The 16,470-nt window shown below is 63.8% G+C and carries 15 protein-coding genes and 1 pseudogene; 6 read left to right on the forward strand and 10 right to left on the reverse strand.

Going from position 1 to position 16,470, the window contains the following annotated elements:
- Positions 1-1,383 carry a flavin monoamine oxidase family protein gene (locus AADZ78_RS06900; protein WP_139828601.1) on the reverse strand — a complete coding sequence of 461 codons (1,383 nt, stop codon included), beginning with the start codon at positions 1,381-1,383 and terminating at the stop codon, positions 1-3.
- Between the two features lie 161 nt (positions 1,384-1,544).
- On the opposite strand from AADZ78_RS06900, the gene AADZ78_RS06905 reads away from it, so the two are divergent.
- Positions 1,545-2,516, forward strand: coding sequence for an alpha/beta fold hydrolase (locus AADZ78_RS06905; protein ID WP_085249804.1), 972 nt, complete (start codon positions 1,545-1,547; stop codon positions 2,514-2,516).
- Here the strand turns inward: AADZ78_RS06905 and AADZ78_RS06910 are convergent.
- From AADZ78_RS06910 to AADZ78_RS06945, 8 genes are all read right to left on the reverse strand, one after another.
- Positions 2,511-3,857 (reverse strand): flavin monoamine oxidase family protein, encoded by a 1,347-nt coding sequence (locus AADZ78_RS06910; protein ID WP_085249747.1) that lies wholly within the window; start codon positions 3,855-3,857, stop codon positions 2,511-2,513. The two genes, AADZ78_RS06905 and AADZ78_RS06910, sit on opposite strands and share 6 nt — an antisense overlap.
- A 263-nt stretch (positions 3,858-4,120) precedes the next feature.
- The gene (locus tag AADZ78_RS06915; protein WP_085249748.1) at positions 4,121-5,191 is read right to left on the reverse strand and encodes a hypothetical protein; all 1,071 of its coding nucleotides are present in this window, start codon (positions 5,189-5,191) and stop codon (positions 4,121-4,123) included.
- A gap of 7 nt (positions 5,192-5,198) precedes the next feature.
- Positions 5,199-6,125 (reverse strand): ThiF family adenylyltransferase, encoded by a 927-nt coding sequence (locus tag AADZ78_RS06920; protein WP_085249805.1) that lies wholly within the window; start codon positions 6,123-6,125, stop codon positions 5,199-5,201.
- 34 nt (positions 6,126-6,159) lie between these two features.
- Positions 6,160-7,503 (reverse strand): cytochrome P450, encoded by a 1,344-nt coding sequence (locus AADZ78_RS06925; protein WP_372510589.1) that lies wholly within the window; start codon positions 7,501-7,503, stop codon positions 6,160-6,162.
- Between the two features lie 35 nt (positions 7,504-7,538).
- Positions 7,539-8,297: a hypothetical protein gene (locus tag AADZ78_RS06930; RefSeq protein ID WP_139828602.1), complete on the reverse strand. Its 759-nt coding sequence runs from the start codon at positions 8,295-8,297 to the stop codon at positions 7,539-7,541.
- Positions 8,298-8,311: 14 nt separating this feature from the next.
- A complete protein-coding gene (locus AADZ78_RS06935; protein ID WP_239656777.1) occupies positions 8,312-9,034 on the reverse strand; it encodes a class I SAM-dependent methyltransferase in 723 nt (240 codons plus the stop codon).
- A 134-nt stretch (positions 9,035-9,168) separates the two neighbouring features.
- Positions 9,169-10,284 carry a hypothetical protein gene (locus AADZ78_RS06940; RefSeq protein ID WP_085249749.1) on the reverse strand — a complete coding sequence of 372 codons (1,116 nt, stop codon included), beginning with the start codon at positions 10,282-10,284 and terminating at the stop codon, positions 9,169-9,171.
- Positions 10,284-11,420, reverse strand: a complete 1,137-nt coding sequence (locus AADZ78_RS06945; protein WP_085249750.1) for a phosphotransferase family protein — start codon at positions 11,418-11,420, stop codon at positions 10,284-10,286. Before AADZ78_RS06945 ends, AADZ78_RS06940 begins: the two co-directional genes overlap by 1 nt.
- 43 nt (positions 11,421-11,463) lie before the next feature.
- Here AADZ78_RS06945 and AADZ78_RS06950 point away from each other — a divergent pair, with 43 nt between their 5' ends.
- A complete protein-coding gene (locus AADZ78_RS06950) occupies positions 11,464-12,066 on the forward strand; it encodes a TetR/AcrR family transcriptional regulator (RefSeq protein ID WP_085249751.1) in 603 nt (200 codons plus the stop codon).
- An 81-nt stretch (positions 12,067-12,147) separates the two neighbouring features.
- Here AADZ78_RS06950 and AADZ78_RS06955 read toward each other — a convergent pair.
- Positions 12,148-12,702: pseudogene (locus tag AADZ78_RS06955) on the reverse strand (HNH endonuclease); the annotation flags it as partial.
- A 77-nt stretch (positions 12,703-12,779) separates the two neighbouring features.
- Here AADZ78_RS06955 and AADZ78_RS06960 point away from each other — a divergent pair.
- From AADZ78_RS06960 to AADZ78_RS06975, 4 genes are read left to right on the forward strand one after another with little or no spacing between them, the layout of a single operon-like run.
- Positions 12,780-13,727: a DUF4129 domain-containing protein gene (locus AADZ78_RS06960; RefSeq protein ID WP_085249752.1), complete on the forward strand. Its 948-nt coding sequence runs from the start codon at positions 12,780-12,782 to the stop codon at positions 13,725-13,727.
- Positions 13,724-14,206, forward strand: a complete 483-nt coding sequence (locus AADZ78_RS06965) for a hypothetical protein (protein WP_085249753.1) — start codon at positions 13,724-13,726, stop codon at positions 14,204-14,206. The genes AADZ78_RS06960 and AADZ78_RS06965 overlap by 4 nt, the downstream gene beginning before the upstream one ends.
- Before the next feature lie 18 nt (positions 14,207-14,224).
- Positions 14,225-15,208, forward strand: coding sequence for an AAA family ATPase (locus tag AADZ78_RS06970; protein ID WP_085249754.1), 984 nt, complete (start codon positions 14,225-14,227; stop codon positions 15,206-15,208).
- Positions 15,205-16,470, forward strand: a complete 1,266-nt coding sequence (locus AADZ78_RS06975) for a DUF58 domain-containing protein (protein ID WP_085249755.1) — start codon at positions 15,205-15,207, stop codon at positions 16,468-16,470. The genes AADZ78_RS06970 and AADZ78_RS06975 overlap by 4 nt, the downstream gene beginning before the upstream one ends.

Genomic DNA, 16,470 nt, shown 5'->3' on the forward strand with positions numbered 1-16,470 from the left:
TCAACGCAATCGGCGCATCAGCTGGGCGGCCGCGTATCGCCCACTGAGCAGCGCACCATGCACCGTTGCGGGATTATCCACCCCGATGGCCTCACCGGCCAGATAAAGCCGATCGCCGACGGGTTCCTGCAGTCGGCGCCGGTCGTCAAGGCCGGACCCGGGCGCATGGAACGAGTACGAGCCGAGCGCAAAGGGGTCCACGGTCCAACTCGACGATTTGATCTCGATCGGCGCGATGTTGTTGCCGAACAGTTGTCGTGCGATGGGCAGCGCGCTGGCTATCAACTCGCTGGGGGCGGTGGACTCCACGTACCGGCCGCGATGACCTGCGTTGAAAGCCAACACAATCGGTCCCGCAGCGGTTGGCAAGCTGAACCACTGTGCCCACATGCCGTCGTCGGAGTCCAGGAACTGGTAGAAGGCGTTGGCCACGTCCCAGGTTCGCCGGTCGAAGCGGAAGTAGGTCTTGGCCAAGGCGCCAAATCCCAACGTACTCACGGCGTGTGCGTGTCCGTCGGGTAGGGGTGGGTCGAAGGTGATCGCACCGGACTTCAGCACGCCCAGCGGAACAGTGACGATCGCTGCGGGTCCTTCGAACGACTGGTTTCCGGCCCGAACGGTAACGGAATTGCCGTGCTGCACAATGGCATTGACGGATGTGTTGAAAACGACTGGGAGCCCGCCGGCGAGTAACCGTGGTATCGCGTCGTAGCCACTGGTGACAACGAGCTGTGGGCCACTGGTGTAGTTACCCATGTCAAACGTCGTGACGGAGAGCTCGTTCGCATCGGCGGCGTACTCCTCCTCGATCACGGTGTTGACATAGAAGGCCAACTCGGCCCGCTCGGTATCGGAGAGGCCTGCGCGATTGGCCGCTGCATCGACGGCGGCAGCCAGGGAGCCGCCGTCGACCTGGTAGCAGGCCTCCGCCACGAAACGCCGCCACCTGGCCTCGTCGTATTTGATGGACGGCAGCCGGGGGTCTACCGCCAGTTTCGTCCACTTGTTGTAGTCGGTGGGACTGGTCTGTGCCTGCACTTTTTGGGCCAACTCCACGAGCGGATTGTTGGTCGCGCCGTGAATCCAGGACGCGCCCATTTCCAGCGGCAGACCCCAGTCGCGATTGGTGTTCACCCGGCCACCGATTCGATTGCGGGCTTCGATCAATCGCACGGGCCACCCGGCGTCGGCAAGGCTGCGGGCGGCGGACAAGCCCGCCATGCCGGCGCCGACGACGAGGACGGACTTGGTGTCGGGTGGGGCCGGCTGTGGTGATGGTGCGGGGAGTGGCCGCCGACGCACCGATGTGCAGGCGGCCGCCAGTCCGGTGCTGGTTAGGTTCGCTGTTGCGGCCAAGAACTCCCGACGGGATATCTGGGACACGCGTATCAGCTTCTCACATGCCCCACAGCGCCAACCTGGGCTTTGTCCAGTGTTTTGGCACGTCGAACTTTGGCGAATTTGACCGAGTTCGCCGTTACGGTCAGGTAAACTCGCGACAACCGGAGGGCGGCAATGGAGCCGCGGTCGAGGGGGGAGCGGCAATGAGTGCTCGAAAGTCCACTCGTGGTGGTGGGGGCGGCCAGGTGCCCGAGGCTCTGCCGCCGAGCCGAACCCTGACCGTCCGTGCTACCGACGGCACCCCACTGCACACTCAAGTGTTCGGCCCGCCCGATGGCTACCCGATTGTGCTGACGCACGGCATCGTGTGCGCCGTCCGGGCGTGGGCCTACCAGATCGCCGACCTGGCCACCGACTACCGGGTGATCGCATTCGACCATCGCGGCCACGGACAGAGCGGCATCCCGGGACGGGGCGGCTACAGCCTCAAACACCTTGCGTCCGACCTCGATTCGGTACTGGACGCGACACTGCGCCCGCGCGAGCGTGCGGTGATCGTCGGACACTCGATGGGCGGCATCACCATTGCCGCGTGGTCCGAACAGTATCGCCGCAAGGTAGCCAGCCGCGCGGACGCCGTCGCGCTAATCAACACCACGACCGGGGACCTGGTGCGCAAGGTGCAGTTGCTGCCGGTGCCGCGCGGGTTGTCGCCGGCTCGGGTCTTGGCGGCCCGGAGTTTGATTAACGCCTTTGGCGGGGTTCCCCTGCCGGATGTGATGCGTATTCCGACTCACTACCTGGTCGCGGTGTTGGCGGTCGCGGCCGACGCCGACCCGAGCGCGGCGAATCTGGTCTACGAGCTCTTCGTGCAGACATCACCGGCGGGTCGCGGTGGGTGTGCGCGGATGCTCGTCGAGGAATTGGGATCGCGGTACCTCAACCTGGACGGTCTGACGGTGCCGACCCTGGTCATCGGCAGTGAACGTGATCGACTAACACCAATCAGCCAGTCCCGCAAGATCGCGGCCACCGCACCCAATGTCGTCGGGCTCGTGGAATTGCCCGGCGGCCATTGCTCGATGCTGGAACAGCCGCAGGCGGTGAACAGCCAGCTACGCGCGCTCGCCGAGTCGGTGACCCGGGACGTTCGGGTCCGTCGCATCAGCTCATAGCAAGGCTGCGATCTCCGCGGCGGCCCGCTGGCCGGACCTCACGGCACCCTCGAAAAAACCGGTCCATTCGTCCGCGGTCTCGGTGCCGGCCCAATGAATCGGTCCTACCGGCTCCCGTAACCACCTCCCGTACTTCGTCCACGACCCCGGGGGCACCGCGGCCGTCGGACCACCTGGCGCGAATCCATCTGTGCCCCAACGATAATCGGCATAATCGAGGGGTTTGAGCGCGTCGTCGCCGAACAGCGACGCGAAGCACCGCAGCGCATCGCGGCGGCGCTGCTCTGCGGGCAGCGAGTCGAATGCTCGGGCATCGACAAACCCCAACAGGACGCCGGGCCCGTCGGCATGGGGGCTGACATCGAAGGTGATGAACACTGGTCCTTTGTCGGACAGGGCCTGTCCGGAAAACCCATTGGCTCGCCAGAACGGCGTCGAATAGGCCGCATACGCCTTGCTCAGGCGCCCCTGTGGCCAGTTCCTGGCGAGTTCCTCATACTCCCGGGGCAGCGGTGGAGTGAACTCGATGACCGCGCGATGGGCCGGCGGGACCGCCACGATGACGAACCCGGCCTCGGCCTCGCCTCGATCGGAGGTGACGGTGACACCGGCGCCGTGCCGCTCGATGCGACGGACCGGCGCGTTGAGCACAACTCGGGTGCCGAGTTCAGCCGCCGCCAGCTCGGCGATCGTTTGTGTGCCCGCCGGGAAGCGGTCCTGCTGGGCACCGTTCTCGACGTCGAGCAGCCGGTCCAGGCCGCCGGCGGCGCGGACATAGCGGGCGGCGTGCAGCATCGACACGTCGTCGGGTTCACACCCCCATGTCACCCTGGCCATCATGGCCATCAGGTCGCGCGAGGAGGCCGTCGCGTGCACCAAACGTAACCACTGACCGAGCGACACATCGTCGAGCTGCCGGGCTCGCCGCGCGTCCCACGGCGCGGAGATTGGGATGTTGCGGGAAATTCTTTCGAATTGCCAACGCAACCGCCCGATGTCGAGCAGCGTGGCCAGCGAAAGCCTGGGGACGGTGCCACGGTAAACGCGTGCTACACCGCGCCACTGGATCACGTTCTTGCCGTCGTTGTGGGTCGGGGTGGTCAAGACTTGGAGTTCGGCAGCCAGCGCCAGGACCGCGTCCTGGGTGGGGCCGACGAACGTGCCCCCCATGTCCGCAGGTAAACCTGCGACGCTGCCGGTGAACGAACGGCCGCCCACCCGATCGCGGCCTTCGAATACCAGCACGTCGTGACCCAGTCGTGTCAGCTCGCGGGCTGCGGCTAGCCCGGCGAAGCCGGCGCCCACCACGACAATGTCGACACTCCGCGCTGGGTTTGTCACGCCGTACAGTCAACCGCATTTCGTCGGCTCTCCGTAGGAAAACTTTTGATCGCCGGCTGGTTCCGGTCATCAGGCAGGCAATTCGCGACGAGTCGATCCGGTGTGAATCTTGGCATTTAAGGGTGAATTCTGGGCGCGAAAACCGGCTGGGATCCTGCCCTGTATGCACACTGAAAGCCGGGGGCTCACAATCGATCTCGAAGCACGCTCGAATAACGAGCCATATCGAAAACCCCAGGGCCGCAGCCCAGTTGGTGCGTAAGTCAGCCGACGGTTGGCGCCGAACGCGCGCAGCGGTAGGCCTCCGGCGATGGTCGCGTAGTACGAACTGACGGCGCGCGCGCATGTCCCACGCGGAAAACCATCATTGGCAGGCGCCCCGGTGCCAATCCTTTCCAGCCCGCGGTGAGTGCCGTGCGAACGTTGGGTGATACCCATTCGCAGCCCGGCAGAGCAAGCAAGGCGGAACCCGCCAACGGCTGCAGCGCCATTCCCAACAGTGTCGTTCGCAACCAGATGCGCTCGAAAGCGGCTCCGGCGGCAATCGGACCGGCTTCGGTGTCAAGCGATGTCGTCAAAGCGCCAACGTGAGGCGCAAATCGGCAGGGTAGGTAGCCGGCGCGCAATCCGAGCACATGGTGCATTCCCACTGTCTGCAACAGGCGTATGACCTGCCAATGTCTCAGCGAACGAAACATCGGCCGCATCCAGCGCTCAATCTCCAGCGAGCCGGGCGGCAGCCCGTCATCGGAAGTGACTTTCCAACCAACGTCGAAGCGCACGGCCGAGAAGAGCTCTTCGTGGAGCTCACGGCACCGGAAACGATCGGTTTCGGCAATTCGTACCAACCGCAGGATCTGTGCCCGTTTCTCGGTGGTGTCAAACCAGTGCAACTTGATGCCGTCGATGGCGTCGACTTCAGCCGACAGACTGTGGATTTCGCTCTGCGGCAGCGCTGGTCCGTGGAACATGACACGGCGATTCGTGTGCCGTTGCGCGATAGCTGCTTCTAGCGGATCCGTTGTGGTCGACGGAACGCGGTGAAAGTCGATTTCCGCAATCAGCCCGGCCGAGTCTTTGTTTGGGCACCATCGCACGTCCATGTTGAAACCAAGACGTGTGGCGCGCAGCCGCATATTTTCGGCGGCGGCGCCGAGCGATATCAGCCCCAGTATGCGGCGTTGTTTCGGTCCTGACACATAGGTTTCGTCGCCCCAGATCCGCACCACACTTCCCGAATGTTCGAGCTGGAAGGTCTGCCTGTTGTCCGCGGAAGGCGCAAGCATCGCCGCCTCCACCAACGACATAAATTCACTCGAATCCAATTCGGTCATATCCCTGTCATCCCGTTTGGATCGCGCTGTTCGATTGATTGATGAAGTTGAGTAGCCGACGACGCTTCAATCTCTGCAAAGGGTGCCGATTGCCGCCCCGCAGGCGCTTCCGGACATACATGCCGCGATAGGCGTCGAACTGATGAAAGTAGGGAGCCGAGTAAATGCGTCCACGCCCGAGCAGGATCTTCAGCACTTCGACCGCGACCACAGCCGACGCCAGATGACATGCAAGGCCTGCCGACGGTGCGGTGTGATTCTTGAGATCGATGTAGGACAAATCCATGTAGGGCCGATGTGTCGACGACGGCGCCGCTCCGGCGACAAATGCGACGAACTTCTCCACCGCGCTCATCTGGTCGCAGAGATCGTAGTACCGATCGAACGTCATACCCGTGGGATCGAAAACCGACCAGGCTGTGCTGAACCCGAACGGGCCGGCGCCCAGGGCATAGATCCCCTTTTGTTGCGCTTCGCGATACAGCAGGCGGCGCAGGTCGATTTCGAAGGCGTCGATGGCGTCCACGAAAACGTCGGCTCCGTCGATAAAGCTCGTCGCGTTCTCCGGCCCGACGGGTTCGCACGAGAGGCGAATTTCCGCCTCGGGGTTGATGTTGAGGACGACATCGCGCATGACTTCGGCCTTGAGGTGGCCTTCCGTCGAGCGTGTCGCACCATACTGCCGATTCATGTTGTGCAGTTCAAACACATCGGGGTCGGCGATGGTGAACTTTCCTACCCCCAATCTCGCCAGCGCAACCAAATTCACACCGCCCACCCCGCCGAGTCCAGCGATGGCCACACGGCTGTGTCGGAGGCGCTGTTGTTCGCTTGGGCTAATCAACCCGAGGTTGCGTGAAAAGGCTTCTTCGTACGACCATTCCGCGCTTGCCTGCAGCGTCCTGGTGATGGCGAATTCTGCGTCCTGAAACATTTTGTTGATCCTTTCGTCCTGCGATGCGCGCAAGTCAATGGCGGAGCTGGACGCGAGCCCAGATCGGGCCGTCGGCGATGACGGTGAACGGTGCGGTCAATGGGAAATCTGTGTGCAACGAGTGCACGGTGGCGCGCCGGATGAATGTCGCGAGACCAAGCGTGGCCTCCAGCGTGGCGAAATGGTCACCGATACACGACCGCGGGCCGGCGCCGAAAGGTAGGTATTGCCAACGACCATGGCCTTTCATGTGCTGCGGACTGAACCGGTCCGGGTCGAATGTCGACGGCCGGTCCCACAATGTCGGATCCCGATGCACTGCCATGCGCCCGAATGCAACCAGCGTTCCGGCTTCCACTCGATAGCCGGCGATTTCGACGTCACGCGTGGCCATGCGCGTGCCGGTGGCGCCCGGTGGACACATTCGCAGGGCTTCCATGAGCACTTGCCCGGTGTAGGGCAGCCGCGGGACGTCCTGCGGCGTCAATTGCCGATCCGGCAGATTGGTGACCTCGGCGGCGACGCGACTCTGAATCTCAGGATGACGGCCGAGCTGCCACATCGCATAGGCCAGTGTTGTCGCCGTGGTGTCATGGCCGGCGAACAAGAAAAGGATCAGCTCCGCGGCAATGTCCCTGTCAGAAAGGCGCTTATTGGTGAGTGGGTCTTTGGCTTCTATCAACGCTTGCACCAGGGGTGCGTCCGTATCGGGGCGTGCCCGACATTCCCGCAGGATCGTCCCGGCCAGACTGTGGAGCGTGGCGGCAGCGGCGCGGGCTCGGCGGCGCGCAGGGGTCGGTAACCAGGCAGGGGCCCGCAGCGGATGTAACGCCCGGCTCACCACATAGGTCAGCGCCGTTCGCAGGGGCTCGGTGACCTCAGCGACGTGCTCGGTCAAGTCCATCCCCAGCACCGCCCGCCCCAGAGCCCGCATTGTCAACTTGCGGCATTCCGCATCCAGATTGATCGTGTGCCCGTCTTGCCAGGATGACGACACCGACTCGGCGGCGTCGGCCATATGTCCCCCAAACCGCTGGACCTGTTGTTTGGTAAACACAGGTTGCAGCGTGCGCCGGCGCGGCAACCACTGTGCATGTGGCAAATCAAAGAGGTTGTCGCCCATCACCCGGCGAAACTCCGACAGGACCCGGCTGGTCTTGTCGAGGGACCCGTCCCTATTCGTGAGGATGTCGTGAATGGCTTCGGGCGACGTGGCCACAACGATTGGTGGTATCAACCATTTCGGTCCCAAAGTGACCCGAGAAACCGGTCCACCGGCGTCCCGCAGTTGATCGACGCCGGTGTGAAATGACCTGACCGCGCGCGCCCGCTGCCGGTACGGCAGGGGATTCTTTGGGGCCAGCGGCAACAACGTTATTTTCTCTGGCGCAGGTGCGCGCGATGGCCGGGGGGTCAACACTCGCACGGTGCCCCTTTGTCGCAGAAAACGTTGCTGACCTCAGCCGTCTGCGTCGCCAGGTCGCGCATTTCTTGCAGCATCTTCGTAAGCTGGGTGGGCTCGGCGAGTTGGGCGAACGTCCTGCGGTCCCACCACATGATTTTCGTGCGGTATCGGTCGCTGGGATACGGTGCGGCGGGAATCTCAGCGGGCACAACGCCGCCCGCGGTACGCCAGCGCTCCAACACATGAGCGGCCGCGGTGGCGAGAATGAAATTAACGTCCAGCAATGCCGCCGTCGGAAACGCCATGCGGGCCAACGCTCTGGTTATCAGCTTCCTGCAGTTCGGGTGGTCGATCGCCCACGCCGCCCTCATCTCTACTAGCCCGAATGGCAGCCGTTCGGTGATCATCGTGCGAACCACACCCTGGCTGGGTTGGCCAGCCCACTCCACAATTGCGTGCGCCTCCTCGGCACTGCGTAGCGGACCCCTTACCCGTACGCCGCCCACTACCCGACCGCCATCGTCTATGGCGCTATAGAAGAGCGTTGTGTCCCGCCCGTCGCGTATCTGCTCAAAATCGAGCGCACTTTCGACGCCGTATTTGCTGTAGCTGCGGAGTGCCCCGGATAGGTATTGCTCCCACAATTTCGGTTCGCACTCTGGTTGCGACAACACAATCGTGCAGCCACTATCCCGATCCAGCCAGTTGAATGCCGCGGGCAGGTGATACGGCATCGTCTTCACGGCGCCCCGCATTGACAGGTCCATGATTTTCCGAATCCCTAGGCGGAGGAGCTGATAGCGGGACTGCCGGCCTTCGCAGGGGCCCGGCGGCCGGAGATCCTGAGCAGCGGTGAATTGGGGATGCGACGGGAATCGTTGTCGATGAGATCGAGGCCGCTTGCGATGGCCCGCGCGTCTTCCATGTCGATCGAGCGACCCGCGACCCAGGTTCGAAACATGGCGAGCATTGGGCCACGCAGGAATCGTGGTGCTCGGTATCGAGAGACGAATGCGTAGGCATTTTCGAATGTCATGCTGCGATCAACCTCGACGATCAGCAACGGCCCCGACGGTTTGAGCACCCGAATACATTCGGCGAGGCCAGTGTCCCGCGATGTCCAGTGTTTGATGGAGCCGTAACTGATAACGCCGTCAAAGCTGCAGTCCTCGAATTGGAGATGGGTTGCGTCACCGAGTTGGAACTGCACCCGATCGCCGTAGTCGCGCATGCGTTTGCCGGCCCGACGAATCTGCGGCTGTGACAAATCGATGCCGATGATGGTGACATCGGGTCGCCGATCGGCGATGTGCTTTGTGAATTGCGCGCCGCCGGACCCGACATCCAGAATGTGGGCTCCAGACGGTAGGTATTCCAGAAAGTGCTCGTCTATGACATAGCTGGTGTAAAGGACGGCCGGCGCCACGACATTCTCGTAATACCACCCATGCAGCCACGAATAGGTCGTGGTGTCGTTATTGAACGGCGGTAATGGTATCGGCATGGCAAAACGATCCCGGCCGCGGTCGCGGCGACACAAGGGCAAATTCGCTGACGTTGCGCGAACAGACGATGCACAATGCACAATGCCCTGACGCCCGGCTGTGTTATGGAGGCACACTCACCGCGGCGAGAAAGTTACGGCGCGACCGTCAACCAGTCCTTGAATCCCGACGGGTCGTGGCGTCCCAACGCTCCGTGCTCGTAGAGACCCCAGCCCTCCACCGGAACCGCGTCCCCATCCCGGCAGACCGCGCGGCCCACGTGGTCGATGACGCCGAAGCCCGACCGCGCGATGATCGCCGGATCGGTCATGTCGTACGTCAACCTCTCGGTGAACTTTTCGCCCTTCCACATACCGTGCAACCAGTCCGAATCGCCGCCATAGCCGCCGCCGACGTGAATCGGCACCGGCAGCTTAGATTCCACGTCGAAGTGGACTGGCATGCCGTCGGGGGCGGTCGCGTCGATGGTGGCTCCGGTTGGGATCCGGGTGCCGGAGCGGTAGTGGATCTTGACCCGCGGCCAGCCCAGCTGCTCGACACGACCGTCGCGCCACACCCGAGTGCAGTCGTTGAGTGACCGGAAGCCGCTGGGCTCTTCCTGGATGATCAGCACGATGGCGAAGTCGTCGAACGCCATTGGCACATATAGCCACCACATGCCCTCGAACGGGGGGTCGGCGGGCCGGCCGGCCGGTTCGGGTTCGCCCACCGGCCGAATCCCCCAGGACCGGTCGCGGCTGCCGATCCACGTGGCGGGGTCGACCGCGATTTCCTCGCCGTCGACGACGATCCGTCCGCGCCAGGTACCGAGCTGGGCGAATCGTTGTGCATCCAGCGTGACCCGGTTGCCCGACCGCAACAGATGTGGCTGTTCCTGGACCACGCGGAACAGCCCCTCCCAGGTGAGATCGGCTGCGATGCCTTCGGTTTCGTCGAGAACCAGCCGCAATTTGCGTAGCGGCTCGGTGACCTCGATCCGGTAGCCGTTGACGTGTTGGTGCAGCCGGTCCTGGTCGATAGCGTCCGAAAGGTGCACCGCAGTCTGGGTATCGCCGCGCCTGATGAGCAGGAACGCGTCTTTGACGCCGAGGTTGGGGTAGTAGCCGATGCCGCTGATCACGAAGATGTTCCCGGTGCGGTCGTGGGCGTTGAAGTAGGAGCGGTCGTAGAAGTTGCGGTCCGAAGAGCCCGGCCACGCGATCGGCTGGGGTACCTGATGTACCGGGTACTCGTCGAGCGGTCCGAGCATTAGCGATCCTCTCCGATAAGACGCTTCATCAATCCGGCGTGATAGAACAGCGACTCCACATCACCGGGTTTCTCGATCTCGCCGAAGTGCACCCGCCGCGCACTGGTGCGCATGAACACAATTGCCCACATGACGCCCGAATACGCGTAAAACCAGTGCAGATCGCCGAGTTCCACGCCGGTGAGCCGTTCATAGGTGGCGCGCACGTGGTCCTCGCGCATCACCTCCGGCAAACCGGGCAACGTCGCTAAACCGGCCAGTTCCTCAAAGACCTTGTGTGCGTAAATCATCCATGCAACATCGAGCTCGCGCGGGCCTAGCGTCACCATCTCCCAGTCCAGCACGGCCACCGGTTTGAAGTCGCGATACAAGACGTTGCCCACTCGGGCGTCGCCCCACAGCAATACCGGCTCGCGCGCCGCGGCACCGTTTGGCCAGTTGTTCAACAGCCACTCGAAGGTCCGTTCCAGTAGCGGCGAGCGACCGATATCCGGGACCGCGAAGTCGTACCAGGACTGCACCCAGCTGAAGTGCCGCCGCAGCGCGGTATCGCCGACGAGGCCCTCGGTTAAAAAGCCAAATACGTTCTCTGCGTTGGGAATCGAATGTAGCTTCGCCAGCACCCCGACGGTGGCGTCCTGCAATTGGCGCTGGCGTTCGGCGGGTGCGTCGGCGAACCAGTTGTGGCCGAAGGTGTAGGGCATGACATCGGGCGGCACCACGCCCTCGACGTAGTCCATCAGGAAGAATGGCGTTCCCAAAACGTCGCCGGTGGTCTCGATCCAGCGCACCCGGGGGACGGGGACATCGGTGAGTTCGCCGACCTGACGGACGACTTCGAATTGATGGTCCAGTCGATAGGTCGGGAACACCGGCACATCGTCGGCGGACGGTGCCACCCGGGCCACCAGCTTCTGCTCTGTCGGTTGGCCGTCCTGTTCCCAACGAGCGGTCAAGATGATGGTCTCCGACGACATGCCCGTGGCGTCCACGCCGCTTTCCACGGTCACCTCGGGTGTCGCGCCGCCGGGTAACACCGTGGACAACCATCGCGACATCACCGCCGGCAGTGTGGTGACATCACGGCTCGACCGCTGCAGGCGGTCTACATTATCGAGGGCCGGTTCATTGGCCACGGGGCTTCCTTCGCGAAGTAATTACGATACGGTAGGTAGCGTTATGAAAGCAGACCCGTCCTTCCTTGACAAGCCCCCCGGCGCCGGACGGCCCCGCGATCCACGCATCGACTCCGCCATCTTGTCGGCGACCGCGGAATTGCTTGTGCAAATTGGTTATTCGAACCTCAGTTTGGCCGCCGTCGCCGAACGCGCGGGGACCACGAAATCCGCGCTGTACCGACGTTGGTCGAGCAAGGCCGAACTGGTGCACGAGGCGGCATTCCCGGTCGCGCCCACCGCTTTAGAGGCTCCCGCCGGTGATTTCGCCGCAGACATCAGGATGATGATCGAGGCCACCCGCGACGTGTTCACTACCCCGGTGGTCCGGGCCGCGCTGCCCGGTCTGGTGGCCGACATGACCGCCGACGCCGAGCTCAACGCCCGCGTGCTTGCCCGCTTCGCCGACCTGTTCACCGCGGTGCGGGTGCGGCTGCGTGAGGCGGTCGATCGTGGCGAGGCGCACCCCGATGTTGATCCGGAGCGGTTGATCGAGTTGATCGGGGGAGCCACGATGCTGCGGATGCTGCTCTCGCCGGACGACAAACTTGGTGACACCTGGGTGGATCAGACCACCGCCATCCTCGTACACGGGGTTACCCGATGAGGCTTGCCGTACGGGCAGTGGCGGTCCGCGCCGATCTGACCGGACGCGCGATCGGTCATCGTCAGGCGGCGTGCAGGTCGATCAGCGCGACAGCAATGCGACTCTCATTTCGCTGACGTCGACCATTGGGTAACCGGGTAGCGGTGGCGCGGTGGAACGGTAGGATGCCCCAGTCGGTGTGACGTATTAGGCAGTGTGCCTGCCGTTTTCGACGCCGGCTGCGACTTGCCAACCCGGTGCTTCCTTGACGTGGTCGCAGCGCTCGCGCAATCCGAGGCCGTTGTCCGCAGTGGTGGGTCCACCGCGACTGCGTGGCTGAGCGTGATCACGCTGTCGGATGGGGGCGTCGCAATATGGGGTGCGGCATCGCTGATCTCGCAGCCCGATGAACTCGGCGAGTCCGCGCGGGAACCGCCGTGAGCGTGATTCCAAGGCCACCAACGCGCCGGTCTTGGGGTGGGCATAGCGGCGTCTCAGGGTTGTCCGGGAACGTCGATCGGTCACTGCCTGACTGACCAGGTTGCGCGCCACCCCGGCGGGTATTGGCCCATAGCCGTCGACCACCGCCGGGGCGGAGTCGTCCCCGAACAAGGTTTGATCGGAGAGCACCACATTGACAGCGATTGGTGCCGGTTGCGTCGGCGAGGGGTACGACAGCACTAGACCCGCACGACTCAACGCCGCTAGCCTTCGGCTATGAGGCGGACGCGTTGATGTCCGACAAGCCCACGGGGCGGATTATCGTCCTGATCGCTCTGCTGATTGTGGTGGCGGCCGCGCTCCGCGGCTATCTTCCGGCTCGCCACGGGTCACGACTTGCGGAGGCAGGCGGCAATCGGGCGGCGTTGATGTTCATTGTCACGGCCATCGCGGCGACGCTCGCCATTCTGGCGTTCGCCATCGTCACGCGGCTCCGGGATCCCCGCACGGTGGCTCCCAGCGTGGGCGATCTGTCCGACATGCTTGGCACCGGCAAAGGGCGCCCAAGTTGGCGCGCGCTATTGATCGGATTCGGGGTGATCCTGGCCTGGCTACTTATCGTGCTACTGCTTTCCCGACTATTCGCGCCACCCGAGGTCGTTCTCGAAGCCCCCACCCAGGATTCGAGTGCGCCGCCATCGGTCAACGGCGGCGCACCGCCAGAGCAACCCCAGTCACGCCACACGAACACCAGGGACACGCTCGATATCCTGATTGCGAGCACGGTACCGCTGCTCCTGATGCTCGTCGCGGGGGCGGCTATCGCTACCCGGCGACGCCGGCGCACACCGACACCGGGCCTCGTCGCCGAAGATGACGTCGTAATCCCGCCGCCGCCAAGAAGTTCGGAATCACTGGTTCGGGCAGCTGAAGTCGGACTGGCCGAGATCGCCGACCTTAGTCGCGAACCACGCCAAGCGATCATTGCGTGCTATGCCGCGATGGAACGTGAACTCGCCAATGTTCCCGGAGCTGCACCCCAGGACTTCGACACCCCAACCGAAGTCCTCGCCCGAGCCGTGGAACACCATGCGTTGCACGCCGATAACGCCGTCGTGCTGGTGGACCTGTTCGCCGAGGCGCGATTTAGTCCGCATGTGATGAACGAGGGGCACCGCGAGGTTGCGGTGCGGATACTACGGCTGGTTCTCGACGAGCTGGACGCCCGGAGTTCGATATGAAAAAGCTTATAACACTGGGTGTTTGCCTCATGGCCGGAACAGAGCTACTGGCGCTGATACTGCAAGATCGCCGGTATGTGCTGGCCGCGGCGGGAGTCGCCTTGGCATTGGTGTTGCTCAACATTCGCCGAGTTCTGGGACATCCGAACGAACCCGTGGCCGAGCCGTACTCCGACGATATGGGAGAGGGGTTGCGCCGCTGGCTGTCCAACACCGAAACGACAATCCGGTGGTCGGAGTCTACCCGCGCGGACTGGGACCGGCACCTGCGCCCGATGCTTGCCCGGCGGTTCGAAATCGCCACCGGGCAACGGCAGGCAAGAGATCCGGCGGCCTTTGCTGCCACCGGCCAAATGTTGTTCGGCGCCGCACTATGGGAATGGGTCAACCCGAACAACGTCACGCATACCAGCGACCGCCAGCCCGGTCCCGGTCGCGGTGCACTAGAAGAAATCCTGCAAAGGTTAGAACAGATATGACTCAACCATGACTGAACTATGAGCATGCCGGCGGCTACGACTACCGCCCACTGCGAGGCGGTGCTCGACGAGATCGAACGGGTCGTTGTGGGGAAGCGCTCGGCGCTGACGCTGATCCTCACCGCAGTGCTGGCGCGTGGGCACGTACTGATCGAAGATCTTCCCGGCCTGGGCAAGACGCTGATCGCGCGATCCTTCGCCGCGGCGCTGGGACTCGAATTCACGCGGGTCCAGTTCACGCCCGATCTGCTGCCGGCCGACCTGCTCGGCTCGACCATCTATGACATGCAGTCGGGACGCTTTGAGTTTCGGCGCGGGCCCATCTTCACCAACCTGCTGCTGGCCGACGAGATTAACCGCACGCCACCCAAAACCCAGGCGGCGCTGCTGGAGGCGATGGCTGAGGGCCAGGTGAGTATCGACGGCCAAACCCACCGCCTGCCAATGCCTTTCATCGTCCTGGCCACGGACAACCCGATCGAGTACGAAGGCACCTATCCCTTGCCCGAGGCGCAACTGGACCGGTTCGCGATCCGGCTAGAACTGCGATATCTCTCGGAGCGAGACGAAACCTCGATGCTGCGCCGTCGCCTCGAACGCGGTTCAGCAGAGCCGACGGTGAACCAGGTCGTGGACGCGCACGATTTGCTGGCTATGCGGGAATCGGTCGAGCAGGTGACAGTGCACGAAGACGTCTTGCACTATGTGGTGTCGCTGGCCACGGCGACCCGCAATCATCCGCAGGTGGCCGTAGGCGCGAGTCCGCGTGCCGAACTCGACCTGGTGCAGCTTGCGCGTGCCCGGGCGCTGCTGCTCGGCCGGGACTACGTGATCCCAGAAGACGTCAAGGCGCTTGCGATTGCCACGGTCGCGCACCGCATCACGTTGCGTCCAGAGATGTGGGTGCGAAAAATTCAGGGCGCCGATGTGGTCGCAGAACTGTTGCAGCGCTTGCCGGTGCCTCGAGCTAAGGGAGCCGATGGGGTGACCGGATCGGTGTGATCGAGATTCGTGAAGTCGAGTTACGCTGGCGTGCATCGCAACTGACGCTGGCGATCGCCACCTGCGCCGGAGTTGCACTGGCCACTGCCGTCATCGGTGATCGCTGGCAGCTGATCGCTTTCGCGGCACCGCTACTCGGTGTGCTGTGCTCGATTAGTTGGCAGCGCCCCGTCCCGACGATTCATGTGCGCGGGGAGCCGGATTCACAGCGCTGCTTCGAGAACGAGCAGGCACGGGTGAAGGTCTGGGCAACAACGGATTCCGCAGCTGGTGTGGTCGAGCTCAGGGTCTCGGCCATCGACGGAATGCAACTCGAACTTCTCGAATCTGACTCTCGCCAAGCGAAAACCGTTGCGGTCCAAGCCGAACGTTGGGGACGCTATCCGATCCGGGCGCGCGTCGACGTCGTCGCGCGCGGCGGGCTGTTGAGCGGGACGGGGACGGTCGACGCCGCCGACGTCATCGTCTTTCCGCTGACGCCGCCGCAGTCGACGTCGATCCCACAGACCGAGTTGCTCGACCGGCTGGGCGCTCACCTCACCCGGCACATCGGCCCAGGTGTCGAATACGCCGATATACGCCCCTATGTCCCAGGTGACCAACTGCGCGCCGTGAACTGGGCGGTGAGCGCGCGCCGCGGCCGACTACACGTAACGCAGCGGTTGACCGATCGTGCCGCCGACGTGGTGGTTCTGATCGACACCTATCAGCAGCCCGCTGGTCCGGCGACCCAAGCCACCGAACGCGTCGTGCGCGGTGCGGCTCAGGTCGTGCAGACTGCGCTGCGAAACGGCGATCGCGCCGGGATCGTCGCGCTCGGGGGCAACCGCCCACGATGGCTGGGCGCCGACATCGGCCAACGCCAGTTCTATCGGGTGCTCGATACCGTGCTCGGAGCCGGTGACCGGTTCGAAAACACCACCGGGACACTGGCGCCGCGCGCCGCCGTCCCCGCGGGAGGGATCGTCATCGCCTTCTCCACGCTGCTCGACACCGAGTTCGCGCTGGCGTTGATCGACTTGCGCAAACGCGGCCATGTGGTGGTTGCTGTCGACGTTCTCGACACATCTCCGTTCGAGGCCGAGCAGGACCCGCTGGTGGTCCGGATGTGGGGGCTGCAGCGCTCCGCAATGTATCGCGACATGGCCACCATCGGTGTCGACGTGCTGTCCTGGCCGGGGGAACGGTCGCTGAACCAGTCGATGAGTGCGCTGCCGATCCGCCGCCGTCGGCTTCGGGGACGGCTCGCGGGAAGGCGCTGA

The sequence above is a fragment of the Mycobacterium riyadhense genome (genome assembly GCF_963853645.1).
Classification (GTDB): Bacteria; Actinomycetota; Actinomycetes; order Mycobacteriales; family Mycobacteriaceae; genus Mycobacterium; species Mycobacterium riyadhense.